The 26,603-nt window shown below is 57.9% G+C and carries 21 protein-coding genes and 2 pseudogenes; 11 read left to right on the top strand and 12 right to left on the bottom strand.

Annotated features, from left to right (window positions below):
- Positions 1 to 88: 88 nt before the first annotated feature.
- Both HWY05_RS03440 and HWY05_RS03435 read right to left on the bottom strand, forming a co-directional pair.
- Positions 89 to 418 (bottom strand): annotated as a pseudogene (locus tag HWY05_RS03440) (transposase); the annotation flags it as partial.
- Between the two features lie 52 nt (positions 419 to 470).
- The gene (locus HWY05_RS03435) at positions 471 to 923 is read right to left on the bottom strand and encodes a DUF3331 domain-containing protein (protein WP_176057386.1); all 453 of its coding nucleotides are present in this window, start codon (positions 921 to 923) and stop codon (positions 471 to 473) included.
- 991 nt (positions 924 to 1,914) lie between these two features.
- Between HWY05_RS03435 and HWY05_RS03430 the strand changes: the two genes are divergently transcribed.
- A complete protein-coding gene (locus tag HWY05_RS03430; protein WP_244146477.1) occupies positions 1,915 to 3,084 on the top strand; it encodes a cyclopropane-fatty-acyl-phospholipid synthase family protein in 1,170 nt (389 codons plus the stop codon).
- 259 nt (positions 3,085 to 3,343) lie between these two features.
- Here the strand turns inward: HWY05_RS03430 and HWY05_RS03425 are convergent, their stop codons facing one another.
- Positions 3,344 to 4,048 (bottom strand): dienelactone hydrolase family protein, encoded by a 705-nt coding sequence (locus HWY05_RS03425; protein ID WP_176057385.1) that lies wholly within the window; start codon positions 4,046 to 4,048, stop codon positions 3,344 to 3,346.
- 427 nt (positions 4,049 to 4,475) lie between these two features.
- Here HWY05_RS03425 and HWY05_RS03420 point away from each other — a divergent pair, with 427 nt between their 5' ends.
- A complete protein-coding gene (locus HWY05_RS03420) occupies positions 4,476 to 5,315 on the top strand; it encodes an alpha/beta hydrolase (RefSeq protein ID WP_035563541.1) in 840 nt (279 codons plus the stop codon).
- Positions 5,316 to 5,667: 352 nt separating this feature from the next.
- Here the strand turns inward: HWY05_RS03420 and HWY05_RS03415 are convergent, their stop codons facing one another.
- The 4 genes from HWY05_RS03415 to HWY05_RS03400 form a co-directional block, all read right to left on the bottom strand.
- Entirely contained in the window at positions 5,668 to 6,273 is a 606-nt protein-coding gene (locus HWY05_RS03415; protein ID WP_231585065.1) for a TetR/AcrR family transcriptional regulator, read from the bottom strand.
- 356 nt (positions 6,274 to 6,629) lie between these two features.
- The gene (locus HWY05_RS03410) at positions 6,630 to 6,995 is read right to left on the bottom strand and encodes a helix-turn-helix domain-containing protein (protein ID WP_051980909.1); all 366 of its coding nucleotides are present in this window, start codon (positions 6,993 to 6,995) and stop codon (positions 6,630 to 6,632) included.
- Between the two features lie 286 nt (positions 6,996 to 7,281).
- Positions 7,282 to 8,139, bottom strand: a complete 858-nt coding sequence (locus tag HWY05_RS03405) for an alpha/beta hydrolase (protein ID WP_176057384.1) — start codon at positions 8,137 to 8,139, stop codon at positions 7,282 to 7,284.
- 165 nt (positions 8,140 to 8,304) lie between these two features.
- Positions 8,305 to 8,577 carry a hypothetical protein gene (locus HWY05_RS03400; protein ID WP_176057383.1) on the bottom strand — a complete coding sequence of 91 codons (273 nt, stop codon included), beginning with the start codon at positions 8,575 to 8,577 and terminating at the stop codon, positions 8,305 to 8,307.
- Between HWY05_RS03400 and HWY05_RS03395 the strand changes: the two genes are divergently transcribed.
- Positions 8,576 to 9,211 (top strand): TetR/AcrR family transcriptional regulator, encoded by a 636-nt coding sequence (locus tag HWY05_RS03395; protein WP_035558348.1) that lies wholly within the window; start codon positions 8,576 to 8,578, stop codon positions 9,209 to 9,211. The two genes, HWY05_RS03400 and HWY05_RS03395, sit on opposite strands and share 2 nt — an antisense overlap.
- Positions 9,212 to 9,725: 514 nt before the next feature.
- Positions 9,726 to 10,658 carry an alpha/beta hydrolase gene (locus tag HWY05_RS03390; protein WP_176057382.1) on the top strand — a complete coding sequence of 311 codons (933 nt, stop codon included), beginning with the start codon at positions 9,726 to 9,728 and terminating at the stop codon, positions 10,656 to 10,658.
- A gap of 215 nt (positions 10,659 to 10,873) precedes the next feature.
- Here the strand turns inward: HWY05_RS03390 and HWY05_RS03385 are convergent, their stop codons facing one another.
- A complete protein-coding gene (locus HWY05_RS03385) occupies positions 10,874 to 11,515 on the bottom strand; it encodes a TetR/AcrR family transcriptional regulator (RefSeq protein WP_176057381.1) in 642 nt (213 codons plus the stop codon).
- A 396-nt stretch (positions 11,516 to 11,911) separates the two neighbouring features.
- Here HWY05_RS03385 and HWY05_RS03380 point away from each other — a divergent pair, with 396 nt between their 5' ends.
- Positions 11,912 to 13,114: an amidohydrolase gene (locus tag HWY05_RS03380; protein ID WP_231585064.1), complete on the top strand. Its 1,203-nt coding sequence runs from the start codon at positions 11,912 to 11,914 to the stop codon at positions 13,112 to 13,114.
- 209 nt (positions 13,115 to 13,323) lie between these two features.
- Positions 13,324 to 14,820, top strand: coding sequence for a sodium:solute symporter (locus HWY05_RS03370; protein ID WP_035558342.1), 1,497 nt, complete (start codon positions 13,324 to 13,326; stop codon positions 14,818 to 14,820).
- Between the two features lie 591 nt (positions 14,821 to 15,411).
- On the opposite strand, the gene HWY05_RS03365 is transcribed toward HWY05_RS03370, so the two are convergent.
- Positions 15,412 to 15,909 (bottom strand): DUF302 domain-containing protein, encoded by a 498-nt coding sequence (locus HWY05_RS03365; protein ID WP_176057380.1) that lies wholly within the window; start codon positions 15,907 to 15,909, stop codon positions 15,412 to 15,414.
- Positions 15,910 to 16,261: 352 nt separating this feature from the next.
- On the bottom strand, positions 16,262 to 16,555 hold the full coding sequence (locus HWY05_RS03360; RefSeq protein ID WP_156126739.1) for a hypothetical protein: 294 nt from the start codon (positions 16,553 to 16,555) through the stop codon (positions 16,262 to 16,264).
- A 645-nt stretch (positions 16,556 to 17,200) separates the two neighbouring features.
- On the opposite strand from HWY05_RS03360, the pseudogene HWY05_RS03355 reads away from it, so the two are divergent.
- Together HWY05_RS03355 and HWY05_RS03350 are read left to right on the top strand one after the other, a co-directional pair.
- Positions 17,201 to 18,067, top strand: a pseudogene (locus HWY05_RS03355) (alpha/beta hydrolase); the annotation flags it as partial.
- A 190-nt stretch (positions 18,068 to 18,257) separates the two neighbouring features.
- The gene (locus HWY05_RS03350) at positions 18,258 to 18,743 is read left to right on the top strand and encodes a MarR family winged helix-turn-helix transcriptional regulator (protein WP_156126738.1); all 486 of its coding nucleotides are present in this window, start codon (positions 18,258 to 18,260) and stop codon (positions 18,741 to 18,743) included.
- 94 nt (positions 18,744 to 18,837) lie between these two features.
- Here HWY05_RS03350 and HWY05_RS03345 read toward each other — a convergent pair whose 3' ends face one another.
- Together HWY05_RS03345 and HWY05_RS03340 are read right to left on the bottom strand one after the other, a co-directional pair.
- Positions 18,838 to 19,821 carry a helix-turn-helix domain-containing protein gene (locus HWY05_RS03345; RefSeq protein WP_035558337.1) on the bottom strand — a complete coding sequence of 328 codons (984 nt, stop codon included), beginning with the start codon at positions 19,819 to 19,821 and terminating at the stop codon, positions 18,838 to 18,840.
- 223 nt (positions 19,822 to 20,044) lie between these two features.
- Positions 20,045 to 21,535 (bottom strand): TolC family protein, encoded by a 1,491-nt coding sequence (locus HWY05_RS03340; RefSeq protein ID WP_244146476.1) that lies wholly within the window; start codon positions 21,533 to 21,535, stop codon positions 20,045 to 20,047.
- Positions 21,536 to 21,620: 85 nt separating this feature from the next.
- Between HWY05_RS03340 and HWY05_RS03335 the strand changes: the two genes are divergently transcribed.
- From HWY05_RS03335 to HWY05_RS03325, 3 genes are read left to right on the top strand one after another with little or no spacing between them, the layout of a single operon-like run.
- On the top strand, positions 21,621 to 22,256 hold the full coding sequence (locus tag HWY05_RS03335; RefSeq protein WP_035558333.1) for a TetR/AcrR family transcriptional regulator: 636 nt from the start codon (positions 21,621 to 21,623) through the stop codon (positions 22,254 to 22,256).
- 43 nt (positions 22,257 to 22,299) lie between these two features.
- Positions 22,300 to 23,469: an efflux RND transporter periplasmic adaptor subunit gene (locus HWY05_RS03330; RefSeq protein ID WP_347880796.1), complete on the top strand. Its 1,170-nt coding sequence runs from the start codon at positions 22,300 to 22,302 to the stop codon at positions 23,467 to 23,469.
- Entirely contained in the window at positions 23,466 to 26,603 is a 3,138-nt protein-coding gene (locus HWY05_RS03325; protein WP_051980895.1) for an efflux RND transporter permease subunit, read from the top strand. Before HWY05_RS03330 ends, HWY05_RS03325 begins: the two co-directional genes overlap by 4 nt.

Here is a 26,603-nt window from a genome sequence, read left to right as displayed (position 1 = left end):
GAGTGACGATCGCTGCCAGCCACTACGGTCAGTACACAATACCCGCGTCGTCGCGTGCCTTGATCTCCGGTGCGCTGAAATTTCCACGGATAACCGCACTGGGCTGACCCTGACGGTGCTGCGCCATGCGCAGCACCGAACGCAAATCGTTGACCATCGCCTCGAAGCAACCCGCGTTCAGCCACCGTTGTGCTGGCTGCTAGACCAGTTACCACTGCGGGAAGTTGGTCGGCAGCATGCGCCACGATCCACCGGCTCGCGCCATCCCGCGCAGCGCATTGAACTTTTCACGCAGTTCGTATCGGCGCTGCGGTGCGTCCAAGTCCGTCAAGGTGACGTATGAAACGGCGAAGCTCCATTCTTCTTCCAAAACATCCGTCGAGTATTGTTGCGTCCTGTCATCCCGCCAGGGTGCCAAGTCTGGCCGAGTGTGCCTGATACGCAATAGCGAGAGCCGACTCGGATGTTTTTCAGTCAGTCGATTGATCGAGCGCCACGGAATCAATAACGGACGCGAGAATGACGTCTTCTTCCACCCGAATCTCGCCGCGCTGAGGGGCGGGCCTGTATACGAACTCGCCGCGACTTATTTTCATGCCGCTCATGGCGCATCGAAATTCGCCCCTACTTCGAGAAAGCGTCCAGCGCCGATCAGTGAATCTCCCGCAAGTCGATCCGGCCCAAGAGAGCAACACGGTTTTTTCTTCAACTCGCTCGACGAGTGCAAACCTTTTAAAACCTCGTCCCGCTTCCTTGGCGTCGTCGGGTAGACCCAAGGATAGCGAAGCACATTCTGCGAACGAGTGCGCACCAATCCGAGGGATAGCACGTTCGAGTTTTTGAATCTCCTTTACTGGATTCCAGTGACCATCGCTCAGTGCCAGTTCCTCAACAACCCAACGCCACGCGGGCGCGTCAGTCATGCTCGAACGAGATACGGCATTCACCGGGCTCGCGTGACTATCGTATCTAACTGCCAGCGAAAGCGAACGGGCGTCTGGTAATCGTGCTTGCGTCATAGCGCTGACGTCCTGATGGTTCACTTCACTGGCCGATCGCCAGCTCTGCCCGATATAAACCGGACGCGTTGCTTCCAGACTGTGTCGCGGTGCCTGTCGGGGGCCATAAGCGGCGTCTGAGCGGAACGTGAACTGATTCTTTGATGCGAGCGCCTGAACCCTTTGGCGGCGTTTTGGAGTGGGTGCCCCTAACCTCGGATTGTATTGCGGAGCGCGGCTGTAGCCGCTCGCAAACACGGACGTAGATGCTATCAGGAGCGCGATCAAAAGGGGCCGTCGAAGACTTTGACTGCATGACGACTCCATGATTGATATCGGCAAATTGCGCTGGTCACGTCGTGAATCTGCTTCGCTAAGCTCTCGAAGAGAGAAGGTTCAGTCTATATCGCCGAGTCGGCTTATTAAACTGTGCAAATTGAATACACTCTTTGTATAAGACGAAGAATCACACGGTGCCACGTCGCCTCTACGTTCGCAGTCTCATGTCATCCTCCGTTTCGCCAGTCGAGAGCTTGCTGTCATCGTCAACTGACATTTCACACTGTGATAGAAACAGTCTCTTGGCGAGACCTGACGACTGTGCGGATTTCCGCCGCTGCGCACATCATCGCCGTGCTGGCGTTCCACGCCGACCAGCAGGCGCCTTCCTCCTTACTCGCGAGGATCGTCGAAGCAGATTCGACGCTCGGTCGACGCGCATTGTCAACGTTGTCGAAGGCTGGTCTCGCATCAAGCGAAGCCAATTGGCGTAAGGCCGTTCCAGGTGCGTTCGTTCAAGTGCCTGATTCGGATGAGCTGACGCAACGTGAAAAACCTTTACCACTAACGGGTTAGGCTCTTCGGTGTTTTTCAGCGCTACTTTCCGCAGCGATCGATCCGGAGGCCGAAGCAGGAGGTGAATCTGCCCATTGAACTGGCGCTCTGGTCCGGACAAACGTTCAAGCTGGGTCGTTTCGATCAGCCGGCGGTGAGGCTGCGCGCAATAGATTCCAGTGTCATTCCCGCATTGTTGAGTCCATCACTCGACACGCCAGGAGAGGCGTACGTTCAACAGAAACTCGATGTAGAGGGCAGTCTCACCGACGTCATCGGCGTGGCCTACAAACTCGCGCAGATCGTGCCGGAAAAACAGGGATTCATCAAAAATATCGCAAGACGCTTTGCTCGCTCAAAGACAGAAGATAAGGAGGCAATCGCGTACCACTACGACGTATCCAACGAGTTCTATCAACTCTGGCTTGACAAACGAATGGTCTACTCGTGCGTATACTTGGAGCACGGTGATGAAACGCTCGAGCAAGCGCAGTTGCAGAAGATTGATCATATCTTGAACAGGATTCAGGTAGCGCCCGGCAATACGCTGCTTGATATCGGTTGCGGGTGGGGGGCGCTTGTAATTCGAGCTGCTGAGCGTTTTGGAATCAGGTGCGTGGGCATCACGCTGTCTGATCGTCAGTTTGATCTCGCCAGGGAGCGGGTGGCGGATGCTGGATTGGATCATCTCGTTGAAATAAGGCTGCAGGACTATCGAGATGTGAGCGGCACATTCGACCGTATTACCAGCGTCGGAATGTTCGAGCATGTTGGTCTCGACAACCTCCCGGGCTACTTCAGAAATATCAATAGTCTGCTGGCAGACAATGGCGTCGTCCTCAATCACGGGATCACGTCGACGGATGCGCAAAGCGGCGATACACCTTTTGGCGGGGGCACTTTTATCGACAAATACGTCTTTCCGTCAGGGGCGCTACCCCATTTATCGTTCGCGCTGAAGTGTATGCAGGAGGGTGGGTTGGAAGCGTTGGATGTCGAAAACCTGAGGCGTCATTACAGGAAGACGCTTGAAATGTGGACAGCGGAATACGAGCGTCATGGTGCAAAGATCCGCAGCATGATTGGTGAGCAAAAGTATCGAATCGGGCGCGTGTATCTCGCCGGGTGCGCGCATGCTTTCTCAGTCGACAACGTGGCTATTTTTCAGGTTCTCTGTCAAAAGGCAGGAAAGCCGGCCACGTCGATTCCCACGTCGCGCCGGTACATGTACGACACGACGAGCGTCAGATAACCACAGGCCGACATCGCTGGTAGCGGTCAAATGTAGCGCGTTAGGCCGACGAACAGCTATCCGCTGCGATAGCGGGTGGCATTGCTTTGGTTCTTCGTCTTTCGACCGGTCGAGCACTACCTGTTAAAAGCGTTTCGCCGCTCCGCCGACGTCCGGTACTCAATGGTCGCGACGTGAACTCTTGCTCGAGACATTGTTGTCGCTGGATTGTAGGTTCACGTCGTCATGGCTAGAAAATCAGGTCAGGTCAGGTCCGGTCTTACGACCAAAGTGTCCGGCCGAAGAACGTTAGCGTTCGATCCCACGCCTGCTGCGACCAGGCAGCGTCGTACTGGGTACGCGAAATTCGTCCGTTTCCGACTGCGGTTTCATTGGCAAACCCGTGATGGGCAAGGTAGCGGTGAAACTCAAAATCCACCTTGGCCTCCCGAAAGCGTTCCTCGATCTCGCCAACCGTATCGATGGAAAAGAAAGCATCCTGGGTGGCCCAATGTCCAATCACTGCAGCCTTGATCCTGGACGCATCGATATACTCAATCGGCGGAAATCCGTACCACACGGCACCGGCCACCAACTCCGGATTGTGGGACAGCGACAGTAACGTTAGTGCACCACCCATGCAATAACCCATTACTGCGATCCGATCGGACTTCGCCTTGAGAAATTGCACTGCGCCGGCCACATCCTGAGAGGCAACCTCGGCAAAATCCAGACCGGCCATGAGGTGGTGTGCTTCTTCCTCTTCGACGGTTGATTCGCCGCGATACAGATCAGGAACCAGAGCGATATAGCCCGCGTTAGCCAGACGATCGGCCACGCCACGAATCTGGTCGTTCAATCCCCACCATTCTTGCAAGACGATGACCGCCGGTGCTCCCTTTTCCTCTTTGGGCAGTGCCAGATACCCTTCGACCTTCTTTCCGTCCGGACGCGAAAATGTGACTGCTGATCCTGGTGCTTGCATGGGTCTACTTCTCCTAAGGTAAGTGTCCGACGAACTGTCCCAGTCCGTAGGCACATATAAGTTAACAGGCGACTTTTGCCGGCCTATCGTTAAGGAGCGGCAGACGCCCGGGGACTAGAAACCGCATCAGGTGACGCGGCGATGTCGTCATACGTTCGACAAGTTTGGCCAGAGACATCGTCGCGGGTCGCTTTGTTGAATAACCGACGTTGGCGGCTCGAAACCACGCATAGGTTTCTTTCAAGACCTCATCGGAAAGTTTGGGGCCGTGGCAGCCCGCTCGTGACAGACGTCCTCTTTTTTTGCCAGGGCCATCAACCCATGCTTGACACTATACATGATAGTGATCATGATTACGTTAATCATGATGCGCATCATGATTATGAATTTTCACTACTGTCAATTTTTTAGAAATCGGAGATGCACTATGTCTGTCTCGCATGTCACAGCACCGACCCAATTTGTCGAAGTCGACGGAGTTCGTTACGCATATCGACGCTGGGGGAAGAAGGGCACGACGCCCTTGTTCTTCATCCAGCATTTTCGCGGCGGCATGGATCACTGGGATCCGCTGATGACCGACGGGCTCGCAGAGGGTCGCGAGGTCATTCTGTACAACGGTCGTGGAATCGCCAGTTCGTCAGGAGCCCCTCGGAATCGTTTCGAAGATATGGCCGATGACATCGCATCGGTGATCCGTGCGCTCGGAATCGAAAAGGTCGATATCGTGGGATTCTCTATTGGTGGGTTCCAGGCACAAGAGGTCGCTCTGCGTCACCCGGAACTCGTCCGCAAACTCTTGCTTCTCGGTACGGGTCCGCGCGGCGGTGATCCCTGGATCGATCCTGGAATGGCTGAGATTGCACCCAAGCCGGTGCATGATGCAGAGGATTTTCTCTTCCTGTTCTTCGGCCGTTCGGAGCAGGCCCGAAAGGCCGGTCTGGAGTTTTGGGAGCGCCGTCATCAGCGGAAAGATGCCGATCCGCTTAGCTCGCCGGAAGTGGCAGCAGCACAATGGGACGGTTACCAAGCCTATATGGTGCCAATCGGGGGCGACAAGCCCTACGAACATCTGAAAGCTATCAAGCAGCCGACGCTAGTGGTAAACGGCATTGAAGACATCATGATTTCGACAGTCAATTCGTTCTACCTCGGGCAAAACATTCCCGACTCACAAGTTATTTTGTATCCCGACGCAGGCCATGGTTCGCACTTCCAGTATCCGGAGCGCTTCCTGAAACACGCAATCCAGTTCCTGGACGAGTAAATCGAAGCATCACTTTCTCTGCAAGAGAGGTGACGCAAACATCGCTTACCAGGTCGCGATCTAAGGCGTCAGTGAGAGGCGAAGTGAGGCTAACCACTGGCGCGACAGGAAAAGCTCTGCTGGCCTGGGTTCTCGCGGCGGAGGTGCCGATTTGGGGGGGGCGCTTTTCCGGCGCCACATGGCGGCCGGTGACCTGTCTGCGCGTGACAGCGCGAGGATGGGCGAAGAGCTTGTGGTTGCCGGCGTTTCGCAGCAACCAGCGCGATTGCCTGCGCACGCCGGCGAGGCTACGAGTGCTGTTCACATTCGTATTTAGGTAGGCGTGCCGCTGTGCCTCCCCGCAGGATGCGAGTCAGTTTGACAGGGTATGAGTATTTTTGTCGCGAATCCAGGCGTAAGTTTGGTCTAGTACTTCGTCGGACAGTTTTGGGTCATCAGCAAGCCGTGCCAGCACCATTGCGCCGACCATTGCAGCCCAACTTCCAATCGCGGCGCGTCGTGCCTCTTCGGGAGTTGCGTCAGGCAAGCCTTCGCTAAATCGTTCAAATGTTCTGCGTTGCCCTTCGGTCATTGCCGCGCGAGCTTGACGAGATTGGCGGATGGTTTCTGCGCCAAGCGCCGCAGTCGGGCAGCCGCCGGCAACGTCGTCACGATGCGCCGGAGCAAGATATGCCCTGGCGTACTCGATCGGGTTTGTGGGACGCTCATCGTCCTGCGCGAGCACATGCGCCAAGGTCTGTGCTATCAAATCGTCTTTGGACTCGAAGTAGCCATAAAACCCGCCGTGCGTTAGGCCGGCTGCTTTCATCACTTCTGCGACCGTGACGGCATCGAAACCTCGCTCCCGGAAGAGACGGCCCGAGGCTTCGAGGATGCTTTGCCGATTCGCGGCAACCTGTTCGCGACTGACCTTCATTCTTCCCCCAAAATGCGTTCGTTTAGCCTCGATATTATACATGACAATTGTCATGATAAGAGTGCGCTGGCAGGGAGCGCTATGACCGCTGATTCGGAGGGAGACTGTCCGCTAGTGAACGGAAAGCCGTATAGGTTTTGTGCGAGGGAGGAGTCTTTGCGTTGAGGTTCTCAAGGCGCTTGGGAGGAGCGCGTATCACCCCAGGCCGCTACGCAAAAATCGAGAGGTTTCGCCGCTATGGAGTGGAGCGAAACGGTATCTCGCAGCGGGGCGGCGGTACAACGCGCGACGGCATCGAGTTGACGCCGCCAGAATATTCGCGCGAGTAGCTGAATTCGTCGTTCAACGTTCCGTTAGCCGGATCGCCCATTCGAAATGAACATATCTTTACGTATCGATTAACTTGCCGCGGTGCCCGCTTGCCATCCGGGGGGAGGTGTCAACGACTCCGGACCATATTTAAGTCCCCAATCCATGATGGCTTCGAGCACTGGTCCTAGCGCCAAGGCTTTTTCCGTGGGGTGATAGACCGATTGGCTTCTGTTTTCGGGGTCGTCTTCCTTCGTCACAAGTCCGTGTTCGACGAGATTTTTAAGTCGATCGGCCAGGATGTTCGTGGAGATGCCCTCGTCCGAACCCAGAAATTCCCGATAGTACTGCTTGTGGTTAGCCACCATGTCGCGGACGATGAGCAAGGTCCATCGATCCCCGAAGATATCGAGTGAGTAGCAGATCGGGCAGTTGCTGTTATTCCTTTGTTTCATTGAATACGATCCTGTTCTTGACTTGAAGGACGTGACGCTCACTGCTGCTTCGCGGTGCCTCTAAGCAATCCTTCAAAACGGGTAGCAGGCCGAGCGGTAGTTTCGTCATCGGCATCATGATGCTGATAGACGATTGTACCTGCTCGGCCCGATGCGGATCAGTCGTCAACTAAGTTTCAACGGTCGAGTCGCTCGAATTTCGCGTATATCTCGTTAGGCTGGCAGCCGCCATGGGCTCCCGTTTCTTCGGAAATCTGGTCAAGCTGGAGACCGTGCGACGTTCGACTCAATTCGATCCGTCCAGGAACGTGTTGACCTCGGTGACGAACGATTCGTGGAACTGGAACAGCGCGCCATGACCGGATTCGGGGTAGAGAACAAGGCGTGCATTTGCCAGATGCTGATACAGCACGTACGAGTTGACGGTCGGAATGATCAGGTCTTGCTTGCCATTGACGATGAGCACCGGCTGCTTGATATTTGCGAGTTCTTCGAAGTTCGACGGCGACATGCCCCAAGTGATCAGCGCCTTGGCCTGCGCCCCCATTGCTTCCTGGGATGCCGCTTCTTCAACGTCCACGGTATGGTTGTTAATGCGTTTGACGAATTCGTTCCCGGCAGCGATGCCGGCCGTTGTCGTCGTGAAGAAAAGCGCCACCTTGGGGTGGACTTTCATCTGCTCGGCTTGCGCGAATCCGGTACTGATCACGGTCTGAAGATTTGCGATGCCTTCGCCACCTCGCGGACCGCTGCCAGCCAGAATGATTTTGCGCAGGAGTTCCGGCCGATCCGTCGCGACCTGTTGCGCCACGGCTCCGCCGATCGAATAACCCATTACGTCGACCGACTTCAGGTCAAGTGCGTCGATGAAGCCTGCGGAAAATCGCGCCATTTCCGCAACCGAGTCAGGTGCGCTGCCGCCGGAGGCGCCGATGCCGGGGTTCCCCAGGATAATCACACGTCGTTGCTTCGCGAGTCCGTCGATGAGCGCCGAATCCCAGTCATCCATCGTTGCGGTGAAGTGATGGAACAACACCAGCGGCGGCACGTTCGAGTTGGACCCGATACTGCGATATGCGAGTCGCACGCCATCAACCGTTACATATTGATTCGGCGCGGTCACGTAGCCAGAGGACATGTTCATGGTAAAGCTCCTGTAAAGATGCGCGTTGTGCTTAGAGGTAAGTGAGGCAATTCTGCGGAGCGCTGTGCTTCAACTATTTGCGGTCTGCACTTCGTTTATTCACTTGCGTTTTGCAAGTTGAATTCACTGTAAATGTTTCGCTTGCGTTTTGCAAGTGGATTTCGTTTATTTTCCTGATTGCTTCGATTTTTCCCGGATGCGGCTGACGAAGAGGCAATGCGGAGGGGGCGGCAAATCATCGTCGGGTGTCGGCAGCGGCGAAATGACCTCGAGGCGGGGAGTGACCACGGCGGCCCGGTTTGCGAATTTGTGGGGGACGTGAGCGAAGGTCGCCGGCAACGACATCGATAGGTGATGGCTAACCGACACACGAAAAGTTACATATTTGCAAAGTAGTAACTCGCTGTCAACCTTGTATTGAGGGATAATCGTGGCCATGAACAAGACTACCAACCAGGCGCCCGAATCGCCGTCTCCGGGCCAGCGTGGCAGTGCGGACCATGAGCGGCGCCACCAGATCATTGCGGCAGCGGATGAGCATTTCCGCCTTTACGGTTATCGAAAGACCTCCGTGGCCGATCTCGGCAAGGCAATCGGCGTGTCCAGCACGTATCTCTATCGGTTTTTCAGCTCCAAGCAGGCCATTGGAGAGGCGGTCTGCGCAACGGTGCTGGAACGGATGGAAGCTGAGTTGCGAAGCGTGGTCGACGGGCCAGGCACAGCGACGCAACGCTTGCGGCGCTTTATGCAACTGACGCTTGAGCGCAGTCTGGAGATTTTCTTTGACGGCACCCGGCTTCACGAACTGGTGATCTCCGCGATGGAGGAGTCGTGGGGCACCGCGACGACACATGAGTCCGTGCTTCTCGGCATGACGCGCGAGTTGGTGCAGGCGGGAAGGTCATCGGGTGAGTTTGAGCGCAAAACGCCCATCGACGAGGTGGCCGTTGGTATATCGGAGGCAATGCGGTTATTTGCGCATCCGGTGGCCCTTCAGTTCCGTCCACGTGAACAGTTGGAAGCGGCACTTGCTGCCGTCGCCAGCCTCGTTTTGCGAAGTCTCGCTCCATAGCAAGAGAAGGAGTGTATTACGATTTTTAGAAAACGTAACATGAAAACCAAAATAGCCGCTCATTTTTCATAGCGCGCCATCGTGCATTTGCACGTTTTCCTCCGTACTGAGGCGCTCGGCGTGCCGTCCGGCACGTGGTAGCGACGCCTGATGTAGCGGAGCGCCGATCCCGTGGCCACACAAATCCTGTTCGTGCGGCCATCGTCTCTTGCGCCTCGAAAGACCCAAGCACGTCCGATCCCAATTATCAGCGCGGCTGGAGTTGCGCCGGCGCTCATGACTCGTGTGATCCCTAACGTGCGTTCCGCACGACCGTGGATCGGCAAACACCGAATCTGGCGATCTGGAAGATAATCCAAATCCACTTGCAAATTGCAAGTCCATACCCTAGAGTCTTGAACTTGCAATTTGCAAGTGCGCTGATGAAAGCTACCCCTCGGTTTCAGGGTGGATGCAGGCAGCGTTCTCTTCTCATCGAGATATCAAAGATGTATGTCTTTACTGGATTCCAATTATGAAAATCTCTTCCTGGCTGGTGGGTGGTTTGGTTGGCGCGTTTGCTATGGTCAGCGCGGCACTGCCTGGTGCCGCAGAAGCTGCGGAAAAGTACGTCAATACGCCCAACCAATACGTAACCGTTGATGGTGTCCGGCTTGCATACCGTAGCCTCGGTGCCAGTGAAAACGCGCCGCCGTTGGTGTTGTTGCAGCACTTCACGGGGACAATGGACGATTGGGATTCCGCGTTGATCGATGGACTTGCCAAGCGACGTCGCGTCATCATTCTGGCAAATCCGGGCATTGGTGCATCGGCTGGCCCGGCGCCGGACTCTGTCGCCGGGATGGCGCATCTGGCGGAAGGATTCATCGACGCGTTGAACCTGAAGTCGGTTGATATTCTCGGGTTTTCGATTGGCGGTTCGGTCGCCCAGCAAATAGTCGCCGATCGTCCGGATCTCCCCCGCAAGATGATTCTCGTCGGTGCTGGACCGCAAGGCGGCGAGGGTATCAAGGATCTCCAGAGCGTGATCGCCGATGGGATTAAACGGGCCGGCGAAATGAAGGTTCATCCGAAGGTGGCGTTGTTCTTTACAGCGACTGATGCGGGTATCGCTGCGGGGAATGCGTATGTCAAACGGAGTAACAACCATACCGTTGACGTCGAGCAGCAGGCTTCGCAGGAGTCGATCGGGGCGCAGGCCAAGGCGCTGATCACGTGGGGAATGTCGACTTCCAATTTTGCGCAACTTGAGGCGATTAAGCAGCCAGTACTTATCGTGAACGGTAGCCACGATCTGATCATTCCCACCGTCAACTCGTATGTGCTGTTCCAACATATTCCGAACGCGCGCCTGATTCTTTATCCTGACTCGGGGCATGGCTCGTTGTTTCAGTATCACGACCTGTTCGTGGCAGAGGCCAACGCGTTCCTTGATGGCGTGCATTGATCTCGCAGAGAGCTATCGACACAGGGCGGCCAACTTTCGGGAGACCTCGCATTGTTGGCCATCCGCATACTTCACTGCGGCATCACCCAGATTAGACGCGATGTCGATAAACGCGTCGACCTCGTTTCCGCATTCGACATTAACCCGCCGCTGGACCGTGCTTCTGTCGCCGCAGTTGCATGCTTGGCAACTCGTCCGCGCACGCCTTTCAGTATTCATGGGCCGTGGAACGTGTGCTCGATGAGCTCACGGACAAATCGGGTGTTCAGGCCCGGGAAGCCGAACACAAATCGATAAAAAATCGTTCCGTAGATCTGGTCATACAAAAGAAACGGTGAGCGTTTCGAGGGGATTGCGCCCGAACGTTGCCCGGCCGCGATTACGCGCCCGCCAAGCTCGCGCCGGTGATTCAGGTAGCGCTCGCAAAACACTGATGTGTCACCCGACTTCGTCAGGCACTCGGCGAGGACTACCCTCAGGACACGCCCCATCTCTCCGTTCAATTGCGAGAGGTACAGGACCGCGTGCCGATGGATCGCACGAATCGGATCGCCGCTTTCTGAAAGCGGAACCTGACGCTGGATGTGCCAAAGGAAGGCGTCGGTAAGCAGCGCCTGCTTGTCTTCCCACCATCTGTAAATCGTCACCTTCGAGACCCCGGATGCCTTGGCGATAGCCTCGATGGTTACGTTGCGTGCATCTTCCTGGGCAGCGCATGCATACGCCGCGTTGAGAACTGACGCAGCTGCGGCCTCGGACCGAGGCCGGCCCCGGGTAGGGGCGGTCTTCTCGAGTGATTGATCGACCTCCGAGGCTGTATCGACGGGGATCTCCCGGCTAGTGTTTGCTTTCTTCATAGCGCTCCCGAATTATTTTTCAAGGCGTTTCGTGCCACAGTCGTGCATTGTATACGCCATTCCATATATTTACTTTACGTGAAGTAACGAAAAGAGAGGCGTCGAGCGTACAAATCTCCAGATCTTCGAGGTTTAAGCAGACGAAAATGTGGCAAAGTGTCGACGCCCACAAATGCATGCATTCGTACGTCGAGCGCACAACCGATCAAGAGAGCGGATAAACTCCTGAGTGGGTGTGAGAGCGGAGTCGGGCGCACGCCGTTTTCGTATGTGACATATATGTTTACCGCATTGACATATAAGTTTACGATACGTACATTAAATAGAAACACAAAGCATGTAGCGTACTGCGGGCCCACCTTGCGATCCGACCTGACGCGCCATGGAGCTACCATCATGATGAAAGCGGAATTGGAGATCGATAACCTGGTTCAGGTTCGGCGGCATGTGTGCGGAGGTCTGGGCGTCGTGCCTGAAGAGCATCGCACGGCTGCTGCTGTTGCTGCACGTCTGAAAGAGCTCGGGGTAGATGTGTACACGGGCATCGGCCAGACCGGTGTGGTGGGCGTGATCGAAGGGAGGTCGAAGTCGAGCGGCTTGCGAATTGGGCTGAGGGCGGACATGGACGCGTTGCAGATTCCCGATCACCAAGATGTCGCACATCATTCTCTTTGCGAAGGCAGAATGCTCGGTCGCGGCCAGGATGTTCATACGGCGATACTTCTGGGCGCCGCCGAGGTCTTTGTGGACTCCAGAAATTTCGACGGCACGCTCATCCTGATTTTTCAGCCCGCCGACGAGGGGTCCTACGGCGCGAAGGCCATGCTCGAGGACGGATTGCTTGAGCGTTTTCCTGTCGATTCGTTTTGGGGCCTTCATGCCTGGCCCGGATTGCAATTGGGTACCGCAGCAGTGCACAGCGGCGAGTGCATGGCGGCCGTCGACTATTTTGATATCGATGTGATCGGCAAGGGCTGCCACGGAGGGATGCCTCAGGAAGGCGTTGACTCGATTTTGGCGGCTTCTCACCTGGTGACGGCCTTACAATCGATTCCGACACGCAATGTCCACCCGCGAGACTCTGCGGTGGTGGGCGTTGCAAAAATTCACGGCGGGTATGAATATCATGTGCATCCCGAAAGAGTGACGGTAAGCGGATCAGTGCGTGCGCACAAAGAGTCCGTGCTGGAAGTGCTGGAATTGCGAGTTCGTGAACTTTCTCGCTCGGTTGCGGCGGCTTTCGGTGCGACCGTAGACATCCGGTATCAACGGAACTATCCACCGACCATTAATGATCTGGAACTGGCGCGGATCGCAGCAAAAGTAGCGGAGACCGTGGTCGGGGAGGGCAATGTTTTTCAAAGCATGCTGCCGTCCATGGCTGCTGAAGACTTCTCGTATTTCGTGCGGGAAAGACCCGGTTGTTATGTCTGGCTGGGCAGTGACGAAGGTGGAGCGTCACACCAGCGTCAGCATCCTAAGCATGAATCTAACGATCAACTCGTTGACCTCGGAGTGTCGTACTGGGTGGAACTCGTCCGAAAGCTGTTACCCATTCAGACCGAATCCGAGCATGCACGGTTTCTTCTCAGAGAGTGAGTCATGTCATGGATCGGCTACATCGCAGTCCTCCCGTGTGTAGGCATATTCGTCGGAATATTCTTTGAAAATAAGGTCAGGCCGTTTGTTTTCGGCATGCCGTTCCTGTTTTTCTGGATCGTGGCTTGTGTGATAGCGGCGTCTCTGGCTTTATTCTTGATCAACCTGCTTAGCCCTTCCGAGGCAGACGCCGAGAGTGGAGAGCGGTCGTGAATCTTTCTGTGTCTGTCATCGTCATCACGATTCTGGCATCGGTCCTATTGAGCGCCGTCGCGCGCGTGGGGCGGCAGATGAACTTCGAACAGTGGAGCGTCGGAAATCGGCGATTTGGCACACTGTTCGTTTTTCTGCTGATGGCTGGCGAAAGTTTCACCACATTCACCGTGCTCGGCGCGAGTGGGTTCGCATATGGGCATGGCGGGGCCGTGTATTACATCCTGGCCTATGAATGCATCGCATATACGCTGTCCTATTGGCTCTTGCCGCTTATCTGGCGATACGGCACGAAACATCAACTCGTCTCCTTGCCGGATTTCTTGCGAAAAAAATACGACAACCGAGCCTTAAGTGTGCTTGCGGCTGTGGTCGGAATCATCGCGCTCATTCCGTATATCGTCTTGCAACTGAAAGGAATGGGGATAATTATCGGCACGGCCTCATACGGTGCGCTCTCTCCGACGGTAGGGGTGCTACTGGGGGCCGTCGCCATTGGGTTGAACGTGCTGCTGTCTGGCGTGCACGGCTCGGCATGGGTCTCGTCGGTCAAGGACGTGTTAATTCTGTGCCTTGTCGTCTTTCTCGGTCTCTTCCTTCCTATCCACTTCTACGGCAGCATTCCTGCCATGTTTTCCTCGTTAGACAGCAGTAGGCCGGGCTTTCTGGCGATTTCGTCAAGCGGGTTCAGTGCCGTCTGGTTCAGCTCGACTATTATTCTGTCGGCGCTTGGATTTTTTATGTGGCCTCATGTTTTTGCCGCTACCTTCACATCGGGTGGCGTGGCGATATTGCGCCGCAATGCTTGCCTGCTTCCTATCTATAGTCTTTTACTCGCCCTGGTATTTCTCGTGGGCTTTACCGCGGTCGGTGTGCTGCCCGAACTGAAAGGATCGAAAGCAGATCTGAGCTTGTTTGCGCTGTCGATGCAAGCATTGCCCTCCTGGATGATTGCAGTTTTGGGCGCTACGGGAGCGCTCTGTGCAATTGTTCCTGGGTCAATGTTGGTACTCACAACAGCCATCCTTCTTTCCAGAAACGTTCTGGCTACTGCCTATCCCAGGTTCGCGGACGATCATTCAGGTCGTCTGGCAAAGGCGCTAGTGCCGATTATCGTTGTCGTTAGTACTGTGTTTGCGCTTTCGGGGAACCAGACTGTCGTGGCGCTGCTGTTGATGGGCTATAACTTTGTTGCTCAGCTTGCACCCTCATTGTTCGCCAGCTTGTTGCGACGAAACCCGGGTACGGCGAGGGGCGCGATTGCCGGAATTGGTGTTGGGACCATCTCAGTTGCGCTCATGACGTTTGCCAATGCTCATCTAAGCACACTGCTACGGCAGTTACCGGCTGGAGTTCGTGACGTGAACGTTGGAATTATTGCGTTATTGCTCAACGTTGCCACCTTCGCGGCGGTGAGCGTCGCGGAACGCCGCATGAAAGTCTCCGTGAAATGTTGCGAAAGTGCGGACGTTGTACAGAACGGTTTGAGTTAAGACAATTGCCTGTCGACTCGCTGCTCGGCCGATACCAATTCCAGCGCGACGGACTCGCCTGGGGACGAGGGTAAGAGAAGGGCCGCTCGCGATTAAAGTCTAAAAACAGCATAGACAGCGAGACGTCCGGGGTATCTCCACGGATGCGCTTTTCTCAAGGCTTCAGGGGAAATTAAGTTTCGCAATGACCGATCCGACTTGTTGCGAGGAGGCACAAGGAGCGGTTACTTGAGTTCGTGCGCTTGCAACGCGATCGGTTGGTTTAGAAAGCCGGCAATGGAATCCCCAGCCAGACGCGGAAGTCGATTTCAGTGAATTTATCGCGTCGATAGATGATTTTGCTGGATGACGCGATGGCTGGTGCACTCGTAAGCGGCGGTGCGACTTTGGCAAATGATGCGGCTAGGGCAGCGGAGGCAGAACTCAATGCGAGTTTGAACGAGACCCATTGCGGGACACGCCAGCGCGCTTGATCCTGATTGACATCTACCCACCGATTGGATTCGTTGACCTCATTCGGCCAGACGCAGATGCCCCGCTAGACGGTGCGAGATTCCATCGACGGACGGCGATCCCGCTATCGGGCAACTATCAGGCAATAGATCCCGTGACTGATTCCGCGAGCGCCATGAGCTTGGAGTCCAACTTTAGTGCGGCCTCGTGCAACGAGGGATTGTTTATGCCACTCAATAAGCTGGATGGAATGTTGTAGGTGAACCTTGTGTCACCGCTGCGATGCTCGTAGATTGCAATTCGTACGGGAACATCGAGTCCCGCTTCAACATCATGCCGTAGCATCGTGATCGCGATGAACGGATTGCCGATGGTATACGTCACAAACCTGGATGGGTGTCCTTGCAGCGCCATCCATTTCCCGTGGTCGACGGTCAAAAATCGTGTGAAGCCACTCGACCCGAGACTTTCGTTGATCCGTTGCTCAAAGGCGCCCTTATCAGACGAGTCGGAAACGACCTGTTGCCAGTCCGTTTCTTCCAGCGAACCCACTTGTGACTCGAAGGCATGGATCACGTCATCGAACGGTCTGGTTGTCGAGATCGTTACCTGTGAAACCTGGATCTGTTTGATCACATCTGGCTCCTTGAGTGTGTTTTTTCGTCAACGCGACTCGCTCGGCCGACTTCGGGCAAGGCTGGGCTGACAGAGGGCTTGCGCAACGTGAAAACACTTGTGTTTGTCGCTGCATTTGCGCCGGAGAAGGCGAAACGGCCATAGGTCTCTCTGGGCGCTTCCCGGATGACAGGTTGGAAGAAACCTTGGCGGCGCCGGTGGCACTCGCGAACGAAACCAAGGAACTTTACATCCAGCAAGATAAATTTTGTGCGCGATTCGCGGTGCACGTACCGGCAGCTACTCGGAACTTCTCGTCAGCTGATTTCCTTGGGCGCCGCCGCATACTTCATCTATTCAACAGCGAAGCAGTTCAACGGATGATATAAACCGGCGGCGAATATGAGGTCGGCGTGAACACTGCTCTGGAGCCTGCCGTGGATCGTCCCGCAGCGCCACCACGGTACTCTGTGGAGCGAGTCGTCCGAGCTAGATCATCCGCCATTTCTGGAGAATTTCCCGCTTCAGTTATTCCGGTGGTTTTGCGCCCGGTGTCAATGCTATGAGAAATCACCGCGGGTTCCGTATTCGGGATGTCGTGCGCATTTGCGAGTAACGGCCCGACGCCGAAAAGCAGGGCAAGCAGCGCTTTTGTTGAGATGTTCATACTTTTTCCGTTCGGGTTGATAGAAGTGCGAATTGTCGGGTAGAAAGAGGCCGTCAATAAGTCGTCAAGGAGGCTTGGATCGATGTCATGTCTCAACGGCGGTCAGCGTGAAGGTTAGCTAAATTAGCCTCGGCGGATTCGCCATACTCAAGCCTTCGTGCGTTACAAGCGATACGCCCCGGCCACCTGGGTCCACAAATCGCTCCGCGCTCATTCAATCCTGCAACCCCATACCTTCGCATGGGAAGATCGTGATGTGGAGTATAGAACAAATCCACAAATCTTGTTGCCGGTGTTCGACCGCGTTGCGACGAAGGGCGACTTAGGTCTTGAAAGCGATGAGCGTGATCTGTTGTACAAACGTACCAGTCTGCGATTTGAGCGCAGCCTTCGTCAGTCGGGTGGCGTCGTCTTCCGCAGTGGAGGGCTTGCGCGAGTACGCCAATGTGTTGTTGAGAAGTTGAGCCGCTCGCCGGGCTGATGGAAGGCTGGCCTCTGTCCAGCGTGACGTCGCGGGGCGGCAAGAACAATGTCGCGAAGCCTGGAGAACCGGGTGCGGACATTTATTGTTCCACGCTGGCGAATTGTGTTCTGGATTAAAAGCATTTATCGGAAAGGTGCCAGACGTCAAAATCACGTCCTTGGCAAACGAAAAAGGGCGCCAGCGCCCAATCCGACATGTACGTGAGAAACGACTCGACGATCAGGACAGAAGTACTTTCTCTGGTGGGGCACTCGCAGGTCATCGCGATGCGGAGCTACAGGCCCGACGATGGGAAAGGGCTACCTATCGTGCTTTACTTTCACGGAGGCGGCTTTACGAGTGGATGTCTGGACGACGCAGCAGAAGCGGCCACGCAAATTTCGCGCATCACACCCGCTTGGGTCGTATCCGTCGGATATTCACTGGCGCCGCGGTTTCCGTTTCCAACAGCCCTTGAGGACACTTTTATTGCCATGCAATGGGCGGTTAGGAACGCAAAAGCCTGGGGCGCAGATCCCGGGAGAATTGGAGTGGCGGGTCACGATGCCGGCGGAAACCTTGCAACATGTCTCGCCGCTGTCGTGCGCGACCGAGCAGAATTCAAGATATCAGCTCAAGCGCTTCTCGCACCTTTGCTTGACCCGAGCTTGACACGGGTTGCGGGAGATTGGGACGCTCGGACCTCGGATCTGAACGCTCGCCAGTGTGCGCGTGGGTATCGAGCGTATCTGCCTGATCCAGTGGTAGGGATGCATCCGTACGCGGCACCGATTGAGTCAAGGCGCCTGAAAGGACTGCCTCCAGCGTTTATCGGATCCCCGGAAAGCGATTTTCTTCATGCCGAAAGTGAGAGATACGCCAGCCAATTGAGTGCCGCAGGCGTGCCGACGGAAATTTTTCATTGCCCGAATGCCTCACACGAGACGGTGGCGTCGAACTTCCACGTACTTGCGGAGGTGGCGGAGTTTTTCCAGAGGTGGCTTGCACCCCGACTCGGGAGGCGTAAAGCAACGCTGCTGCAATTTTGATGTTTCTACGTCTTCATACCCGCTGTCTGCACGCTGCGTGGCGTGACATGGTTGCCGACTCGCGGCCTCCGAACTTTCATTTCAACTCCGAATGAGTGCAACGACGTATGGATCATCGACGATGATAGACGTAGAGTCGCTCCCCCTCGCTCCATACGACTGTTTAACCGATGTAGTTCGAAGATCTATCATGCAAGAACACGATCCCTCGGAAGAGAATGCGGAGTTCGCCAATGCCGGGCACATATCGAGTAAATTTATGCTTGCCCAGCGTGGCTTTCGGACGCTGCACCATCGCCTGTCCCTCGCTCTCGAGCCGATGCGGTTAACCCCCGTGCAGTTCTCGGTGTTGGAGCAGTTGCGGGGCACGACTGACCTGTCTGTCGGGCAATTAGCTAAGAACCTGGGTTGCGACCAGACGCGCGTCTCGGCTCAGATCGGCGTTCTTCTGCGCCGCGCGCTGCTTGAATTGCATGTGGAGCGCGATCGCCGCTTCCGACGCGTCGAGCTTACCCCGCAAGGTCGGGATTTACTTGAGGTCGCAATGCAACTCTGGGAGAGCACGATGAATGACCTCTCTCGCGAAGTCGGCACTGACGCGCAACGGGTGATAAATAGTCTGGCAGCGTTGTCATTTGCAGACTCAGGCAACGCCGGGCAGCGCCGACCCGAATGAAAGCAGGTTGATTATGCTCTTCACGATTTTCGCACTTATCCGTTTTCGAAGCCGGGGCGAGTTGGGTCATTCGAATTCGCCCCCGGCCTTGTTGTCAGGAATTGACTGAACGTTGCGGCGCAGCCTGTTTTCTAAAGTCTCTGGGTGTCGTTCCAAAGGTTGTTTTGAAAGATTGGCTGAAGTGCGTCACATTATTAAAGCCCCACGCGTACGCAATATCGCCGATCGGCCGCATCGCCTGGCCATGGTCCTTCAGGTCCCCTGCACATTTGTGCAGTCTCCGTTCCCGGACGAAGCGCTCGAAAGATAGCCCGTCGCCGGCAAAGACGCTGCTTAGGTAGCGTGTCGAAATGCCCAGATGTTGAGCAACGTCCGTCGGCGAGAGCGAGGAATCCCGGAGGTTGGTTTCGATAAACGCCCGTGCGCGACAAGCAAGCATCGATCGGCTGACAGAAGACGTTGCCGGCTGATTTCTATCAAATACCGACATGAACGCCATGGCCACCATATCGAGCGCCTGTTCATTGAGGCGTCGAGCGGTCTCAGGGGGGAACTGCTCGAAATTCTGAGTTAATGCGCGAATGAATCCGCCTGTCATTTTCCCCAATGGGCTTTCGAAGGGCACGACCGTTGCTACGAAGCGCTCCAGCGTGCCCAGTTGCTTGCGGATGAGAGTCCGGGGCACCTGGAGCACCAGTTGGGCCATTTCGAGTGAAAAGTCCGCGACGAAGGGTTTCGATGCATCGAGCAGGGTGATGTCCCCAGCACGCAGAATCCCTTGACGGCTGTCTTGCTCGACAATGGCAACCCCTTTGATCTGGATACATACGAAGGCCCGCTCTTTGTTGGCTGACGTGGCAGTTGGATTTGCCCGCGCAATCCATCGGGTGGCCGTTTCAATTTCGATTAAACCCGCCGGGGCAGCGGGATAGGCCACGATCGAACCGAGGAAGTCGCCGTCGATAGGAGTGGAGCACTCCAGTTCGGTCAAATGACTTCTCACGTGGCGCGTCCAGAAATCCAGGCGAGATGCCGGCGGGACCCGCTCGGTCGAAACGACAGTCTTCATATCGTTCATGATCGTCCCGTTCGTTCAAGAAGGTGGGTATGCATGAATCGGCGACCTTCGGACGTGGTGCGAGGTTGATCATCGAATGCACGTCCCTCTGATCACGCCGATATGCGGGAAACAGAGGGGGCCGTGCTGCTTCTCGATCGCCGCGGTCGACGAAAGCGTCGCCGGCTTTCGAGAGCGCTTTCTTTCCTTGCGTCCGTTGAAGCTTTGCGGACGCCCCGCACATTTAGTTGCTCACGACGGTTTGCGGTGCTGTGGCGGGGTCGGCATCCCAGCCGCCGCCGAGGGCCTTGAACGAGGCGATCGCCGAGCGGGCGGTTGCGGACTGGGCGAGGATGCGCGCTTCCTGAATGCGCTGAAGCTGCGCATCGGCTTCCACGAGGTCGAGCTGGCTGTTCCTGCCGTTCCGGTAGCCAGCCGAGGTCGATGCACGTGCCTGTGCGAGCGAGTTCTCGCCGTCTTTCAGGATCTGCTGCTGCTGGTCGTACTTCGCGAGCGCGGAGAATGCGTTCTCGACGTCGGCGCTGGCCTGCAGCACGCTCTGGCGGTAAGCGGCGAGCGCTTCCGCGTTGCGCCCACGCGCGGCCTTGACCTCGGCGTCCACGCGACCGAAGTCAAAGAGGCGCCAGCGCAGGCCGAACACGCCGAGCGCCTCGTTGGCGGGCGACTCGAACAGGTGGCCGCCGACGGTAGTGGTCGAGCCGGCTAGAGCGGACAGCGAGAACTTCGGGTAGTAATCGGACAGGGCTTCGCCAATACGGGCGTTGGATGCGGCGAGGCGACGCTCCGCGACGACGATGTCGGGGCGGCGGCGCAGCAGTTCGGCCGGCCCGGTGGCGGTATTGATTGCGGGCGCGCCGGGAATCGGTGCGGCCGAATCAAGCGCGGGGTCGGGCGTACCGGGATTGCGGCCCATCAGGACGTCGAGTGCATTGCGGGCGGAGACGAGGCCGGCCTGCAGCGCGGGCATGGAGGCCGACACGGCGGCGAGTGCGCCTTTTGCCTGTTGTAGCTGGAAGTCGGGCGCGAGACCACGCGCGGCGAGCAGCCCGACCAGGCGGACCCGGTCCTGCTGGGTGGCGGTTTCCTGCTGGGCGAGTTGCAGCCGCGCCTGCAGCGTGCGCGTGAGCACGTAGGTATCGGCGGCGGAGGAGATGACTTCGAGGCGGGCGGCGACCATGGCCGCCTGGCTTCCCTCGTAGTCGGCGCGTGCGGCTTCTGCGCTGCGTCGCAGGCCGCCGGCGAGATCGATCTCCCAGGTGGCGCCGGCGGTGACGCTGTAGTCGTAGGAGTTGCGGTTGTACCCGGGCAGCGAGGCGGCCTGGGCGGCGACGTTGGGGTCTTCGAGCGAGAGATGGGCGCGAGCGGCCTGGGCGTCGAACTCGGCGGAGGGCAGTAGCGCGGAGCGTGCGCTCTCGAGGCCGGCGCGGACTTCGCTGACGCGGGCCATGGCCTGGGCGAGATCGAGGTTCTGGGCGAGCGCGATATCGATGACGCGGTTCATTTCGGGATCGGCGAAGCCCTGCCACCAGGTGGAGAGCGAAGGGCCGGGCTGGGCCGTGGCACGGCTTGCGACTTCGGGGGCGTGAGCGAAGGTCGCTGGCAAGGACACCGACGGGTTGTGATAGTCGGGGCCCACCGCACATCCTGCCAGCAGGACGGCCGCGGCGAACAGCGCACTGGCTGAACTGGCACTCATTTTGATTGTGGCACGCATGGCAAGTTAACACCGAACAGGAAAGTTACATTTTCAACAAATAGTAACTTCCTGTCAATGTCTGATTGACGTCATAATCCGTTGCATGAACAAATCACCCAACCGGCCGCCCGAGTCGCCGACCTCGGGGCAGCGCGGCAGCGCGGACCATGAACGGCGCCACCAGATCATTGCGGCGGCGGACGAGCATTTTCGTCTGTACGGTTACCGCAAAACCTCCGTGGCGGATCTCGGCAAGGCTATCGGCGTATCCAGCACGTACCTCTATCGGTTTTTCAGGTCGAAGCAGGCCATTGGGGAAGCGGTGTCTGCGACGGTGCTCGGTCAGATGGACGCCGAGTTGCGGCAGGTCGTCGACGGGCCTGGCGCCGCGACCCACCGGCTGCGCCGGTTCATGCAGCTTGCGTTGGAGCGAAGTCTTGCGATTTTTTTCGACGGCACGCGATTGCACGAATTGGTGATCTCGGCAATGGAAGAATCCTGGAGTGCCGCGACCGCTCACGAAGTCGCGCTTCAAACCATGGCGCGGGAGTTGGTGCAAGCGGGGCGAGAGTCCGGAGAGTTCGAGCGAAAGACGCCGCTCGATGAGGTCGCGGCAGGTATTGCCGAGGGGCTTCGACTGTTTTCGCACCCGGTCGCCTTGCAGTATCGCTCGCGTGAGCAACTGGAGACCGCGCTGGCTGCCGTGGCGAGTCTCATTTTACGCAGTCTTGCCCCTTAAGTTTTCAAGTTACGAGTTGACACATGCGTAACTCGACAACAAAATGTCGCTTTATCTCATTCTTGGATGGAGCGCCATCATGCACATGTACGTTTTGCGCCGGGCTGCGACACTTGGCGTTGTCGGGGTACTTGCAGGCTGCAGCCAGTCGCACCCCGCCGATCCGCGTACCGGGCCGCCGCTCGTAGAATCTTTTACGGTGAGGCCTGCGGGAACTTCCGATCGTAGCTTTACCGGTGTCATTGCCGCCAGGGTGGAGAGCGACCTTGGATTTCGGGTCGGTGGCAAGATCATCCGTCGTTATGTCGACGTCGGTCAGCACGTGCATCGAGGCGATCCATTGATGCGGCTCGACCCGAACGATCTCGTACTGGGAGTTACCGCCCAGCAGGGCGCAGTCGACGCGGCGCATGCACGCTCAGCCAAGGCCGACGCCGATCTCGCGCGACTGCAAGGTCTGGTGCAGCAGGGTGCGGTCTCTGCGCAGGACTACGATCTGGCAGTTGAAGCGGCACGCAGCGCAAAGGCGCAACTCGCGGCGGCGCAGGCGCAGTCCGGGCTTGCTCGTAATGCAGACGAGTACGCGATCCTCAGGGCTGACGTCGACGGCGTCGTGCTTAGCCGGAACGCGGATGCAGGGCAGGTCGTCAACGCAGGCCAGACGGTGCTCGTACTGGCTCAGGACGGTCCGCGCGAGGCGCTTGTTACGTTGCCTGAAATGGTCCGTCCGGAGCTCGGTTCTGGCGCGACGGCGTCGCTGTACGGCGGCGACGGCACGGGGGGCTTCCCCGCGAAGCTGCGAGAGTTGTCTCACGCGGCCGACCCGCTCACGCGCACTTATGCCGCTCGCTATGTGCTCAGCGGAGCTGCCGCGGACGCGCCCTTCGGCGCGACAGTAACCGTTAGCTTGCAGCGAGCTGACAACGCGAACGAAATGGTTGTCCCGTTAGGCGCAATTCTGGACCGCGGAAAAGGCCCGGGCGTATGGTTGATCGGAAGCGATGGGCATTTGACATATCGCCCCGTCCAGGTTCGCTCCGCCGGTTCCGAGACCGCCACGGTGGCTTCGGGTCTTTCTGCTGGCCAGAAGGTCGTGGCTCTCGGCGCCCATCAGTTGACCGATGGCGAGCAGGTCCGGGTTGCTACGCAACAGTGGACGGAAGGAAGTGCTGACGTAAGCGGCAGTCCCGGCGCGCAAGGGGACACAAAATGAGCGGCTTTAATCTCTCCGCGGTAGCGGTGCGGGAGCGGGCCGTCACGCTATTCCTGATCATTGCGCTGGTTCTGACCGGGGTGCTGACGTTCCTGAAGCTCGGACGGGCCGAGGACCCGGCGTTCACGGTGAAGGTGCTGACGGTGACGGCAGTGTGGCCGGGTGCGACTGCGCAGGAGATGCAGGACCTGGTGGCCGAGCCGCTCGAGAAACGCATGCAGGAGCTGGACTGGTACGACCGGGTCGAAACGATCACGCGGCCGGGCCTCGCGCTGATGCAACTCACGCTGAAGGACACGACGCCGCCCAAGGACGTGCCGGAGCAGTTCTACCAGGCGCGCAAGAAGCTCCACGACGAGAGCGCGAAGCTGCCGCAGGGCGTGCTGGGCCCCTTCGTGAACGACGAATACTCCGACGTGACCTTCGCGCTGTACGCGCTCGAAGCGCCGGGCCTGCCGCCGCGACTGCTGACGCGCGAAGCCGAGAACATCCGCCAGGACATGCTGAAGGTGCCGGGCGTCAAGAAGGTGACGATTCTGGGCGAGCGTCCCGAGCGTATCTTCGTGAATTTCTCGTATGCGCGCCTGGCCAACCTGGGGGTGAATCCGGCGGATGTGTTCGCCGCGCTGCAGAAGGAGAACGCGGTGACCCCGGCTGGGTCGATCGACACCAACGGTCCGCAGGTGTACGCGCGTCTCGACGGCGCACTCAACGACCTGCAGAAGATCCGCGATACGCCGATCGTCGCAAAGGGACGCACGCTCAAACTCTCGGACATCGCGGAGGTTTCGCGCGGCTACGAGGATCCGGCGACGTTCCTGATCCGTCACAACGGCGTACCGTCGCTCGCGCTGGGCGTGGTGATGCAGGATGGCTGGAACGGTCTTGAACTGGGTAAGTCGCTGCAGCAGGAGCAGACGAAGATCTCGGCGTCGCTGCCGGTCGGCTACAAGTTCAGCAAGATCACCGACCAGGCCGTGAACATCGCGGATGCGGTCGACGAGTTCATGCTGAAGTTCTTCGTCGCGCTGGGCGTGGTGATGCTCGTGAGCATCGTGAGTCTGGGCTGGCGCGTGGGGATCGTGGTGGCCGCAGCCGTGCCGCTTACGCTCGCCGTGGTGTTCGTGATCATGAGTGTGACGGGGCGCATCTTCGACCGGATTACGCTCGGGGCGCTGATCATTGCGCTGGGGTTGCTGGTGGACGACGCCATCATCACCATCGAGATGATGGTGGTGAAGATGGAGGAGGGTTACGACCGGATACGGGCGGCGACCTACTCATGGAACCACGTGGCGCCCGCGATGCTCGCCGGCACGCTGACCATCGTGATCGGCTTCACGCCAGTGGGCTTCGCGCGCTCCACCGCCGGTGAGTACGCGGGCAACATCTTCTGGATCGTGGCGTTCGCGCTGCTCACGTCGTGGCTCGGGGCCCAGACCTTCACGCCCTATCTCGGGGTGAAGCTGCTGCCGGATATCAAGCCGCTCGCGCACGGTTACGACTCGATCTATCACACGCCGATGTACGAGCGCATGCGGCGACTGGTCCGCGCCGGTGTGGACCACAAGTTCTGGGTGGCGGGTACGGTGGTGGTGCTGTTCGTACTGGCTATCCTGGGCATGGGTGCGGTGAAGCAGCAGTTCTTCCCGGAGTCGGACCGTCCCGAAGTGCTTGTCGAAGTGCAGATGCCTGAAGGTACGAGCATCGAGGCGACGCGCAAGGCAACGGTCGAGGTTGAACAGTGGCTCAAGAAGCAGCCGGAGGCGAAAGTCGTCACCAGCTACATCGGACAGGGCGCGCCACGCTTCTTCCTCGCGTACAACCCGGAGCTTCCGGACCCGTCGTTCGCGAAGATCATCGTGCTCACGCCCGATGCCAAAACGCGAGAGCAACTGAAGCTGCGCATGCGTCAGGCGGTGGCCGATGGTCTGGCGCCGGAGGCCCGGGTGCGGGTGACGCAACTGGTGTTTGGCCCCTATACGCGCTTCCCGGTAGAGTTTCGCGTGATGGGCCCGGACCAGACGCAAGTTCGGGCGATCGCACAACGGGTGTTCGCGGTGATGCAGGCGAACAAGCACATGCGCCAGGTGAACCAGGACTGGGCGGAACGGGTGCCGACGCTGCACTTCGTGCTCGACCAGGACCGGCTGCGACAGATTGGGCTGAGTTCGGAGGATGCCTCGCAGCAGATCCAGTTTCTGCTCACGGGTATTCCGGTCACGCAGGTGCGCGAGGACATCCGGACGGTGGAGCTTGTTGCACGTAGCGGCGGCGACACGCGTCTGGACCCGTCGAAGATGTCGGGTATGAACCTGGTGAATCACGATGGGCGGGTGGTGCCGATTAGTCAGATCGGTCACATCGAGATGCGTCCGGAGGAGCCGATCCTGCATCGCCGTGATCGACTGTCGACGATTACGGTGCGTGGCGACATCGATGAGACGATGCAGCCGCCGCAGGTGTCGATGGAAGTGGAGAAGCAACTCGGTCCGATCATCGCGGGACTGCCGCCGGGCTACAAGATCGAGATGGGCGGCAACATCGAGGAGGCGGGCAAGGCGAATGCGGCGCTCGCGCCGATTTTCCCGGTGATGCTGATGCTGATCCTGCTGGTGCTGATCGTGCAGACTCGCTCGTTCCCGACGATGGCGATGGTGTTCCTGACCGGTCCGCTGGGCATCATCGGGACCGTGGCGACGCTGCTGCTGTTCCACCAGCCGTTCGGCTTCAACGCGATTCTGGGCCTGATTGGTCTGGCGGGGATCCTGATGCGCAACACGCTGATCCTGATCGAGCAGATCCGCAACAACGTGCACGACGAGAAGATGGACCCGTATCACGCAGTGGTGGAGGCGACGGTGCAGCGTGCACGGCCGGTGTTGCTGACGGCGATGGCGGCGGTGCTGGCGTTCATCCCGCTGACCACGTCGGTGTTCTGGGGGTCGATGGCGTACACGCTGATCGGCGGGACAGCGGTGGGCACGGTGCTCACACTGGTGTTCCTGCCTGCTCTCTACGCGATCTGGTTCAAAGTGAAGCCGCCGAACGATGAACCGCCGGCGGGCACGCATGTGATCGAGCCGCATCCGCAGGAACCGCCGCCGGCGCTGCCGGACGGTAGCCATGCCTGA

The sequence above is a fragment of the Paraburkholderia sp. BCC1876 genome (assembly GCF_902833695.1).
GTDB lineage: Bacteria > Pseudomonadota > Gammaproteobacteria > Burkholderiales > Burkholderiaceae > Paraburkholderia.
This window is presented reverse-complemented; position numbering and strand designations above follow the sequence as displayed.

Coding starts and splice junctions, on each gene's coding strand:
- HWY05_RS03345 (WP_035558337.1), bottom strand. CDS start 19,821: ATGAACGATATGAAGACTGTCGTTTCGACCGAGCGGGTCCCGCCGGCA.
- HWY05_RS03400 (WP_176057383.1), bottom strand. CDS start 8,577: ATGGCCACGATTATCCCTCAATACAAGGTTGACAGCGAGTTACTACTT.
- HWY05_RS03405 (WP_176057384.1), bottom strand. CDS start 8,139: ATGAACATGTCCTCTGGCTACGTGACCGCGCCGAATCAATATGTAACG.
- HWY05_RS03425 (WP_176057385.1), bottom strand. CDS start 4,048: ATGCAAGCACCAGGATCAGCAGTCACATTTTCGCGTCCGGACGGAAAG.
- HWY05_RS03350 (WP_156126738.1), top strand. CDS start 18,258: ATGCAAGAACACGATCCCTCGGAAGAGAATGCGGAGTTCGCCAATGCC.
- HWY05_RS03415 (WP_231585065.1), bottom strand. CDS start 6,273: ATGTATAATATCGAGGCTAAACGAACGCATTTTGGGGGAAGAATGAAG.
- HWY05_RS03325 (WP_051980895.1), top strand. CDS start 23,466: ATGAGCGGCTTTAATCTCTCCGCGGTAGCGGTGCGGGAGCGGGCCGTC.
- HWY05_RS03340 (WP_244146476.1), bottom strand. CDS start 21,535: ATGCGTGCCACAATCAAAATGAGTGCCAGTTCAGCCAGTGCGCTGTTC.
- HWY05_RS03435 (WP_176057386.1), bottom strand. CDS start 923: ATGACTGACGCGCCCGCGTGGCGTTGGGTTGTTGAGGAACTGGCACTG.
- HWY05_RS03410 (WP_051980909.1), bottom strand. CDS start 6,995: ATGAAACAAAGGAATAACAGCAACTGCCCGATCTGCTACTCACTCGAT.
- HWY05_RS03335 (WP_035558333.1), top strand. CDS start 21,621: ATGAACAAATCACCCAACCGGCCGCCCGAGTCGCCGACCTCGGGGCAG.
- HWY05_RS03385 (WP_176057381.1), bottom strand. CDS start 11,515: ATGAAGAAAGCAAACACTAGCCGGGAGATCCCCGTCGATACAGCCTCG.
- HWY05_RS03330 (WP_347880796.1), top strand. CDS start 22,300: ATGTCGCTTTATCTCATTCTTGGATGGAGCGCCATCATGCACATGTAC.
- HWY05_RS03390 (WP_176057382.1), top strand. CDS start 9,726: ATGAAAATCTCTTCCTGGCTGGTGGGTGGTTTGGTTGGCGCGTTTGCT.
- HWY05_RS03420 (WP_035563541.1), top strand. CDS start 4,476: ATGTCTGTCTCGCATGTCACAGCACCGACCCAATTTGTCGAAGTCGAC.
- HWY05_RS03380 (WP_231585064.1), top strand. CDS start 11,912: ATGATGAAAGCGGAATTGGAGATCGATAACCTGGTTCAGGTTCGGCGG.
- HWY05_RS03360 (WP_156126739.1), bottom strand. CDS start 16,555: ATGAACATCTCAACAAAAGCGCTGCTTGCCCTGCTTTTCGGCGTCGGG.
- HWY05_RS03395 (WP_035558348.1), top strand. CDS start 8,576: ATGAACAAGACTACCAACCAGGCGCCCGAATCGCCGTCTCCGGGCCAG.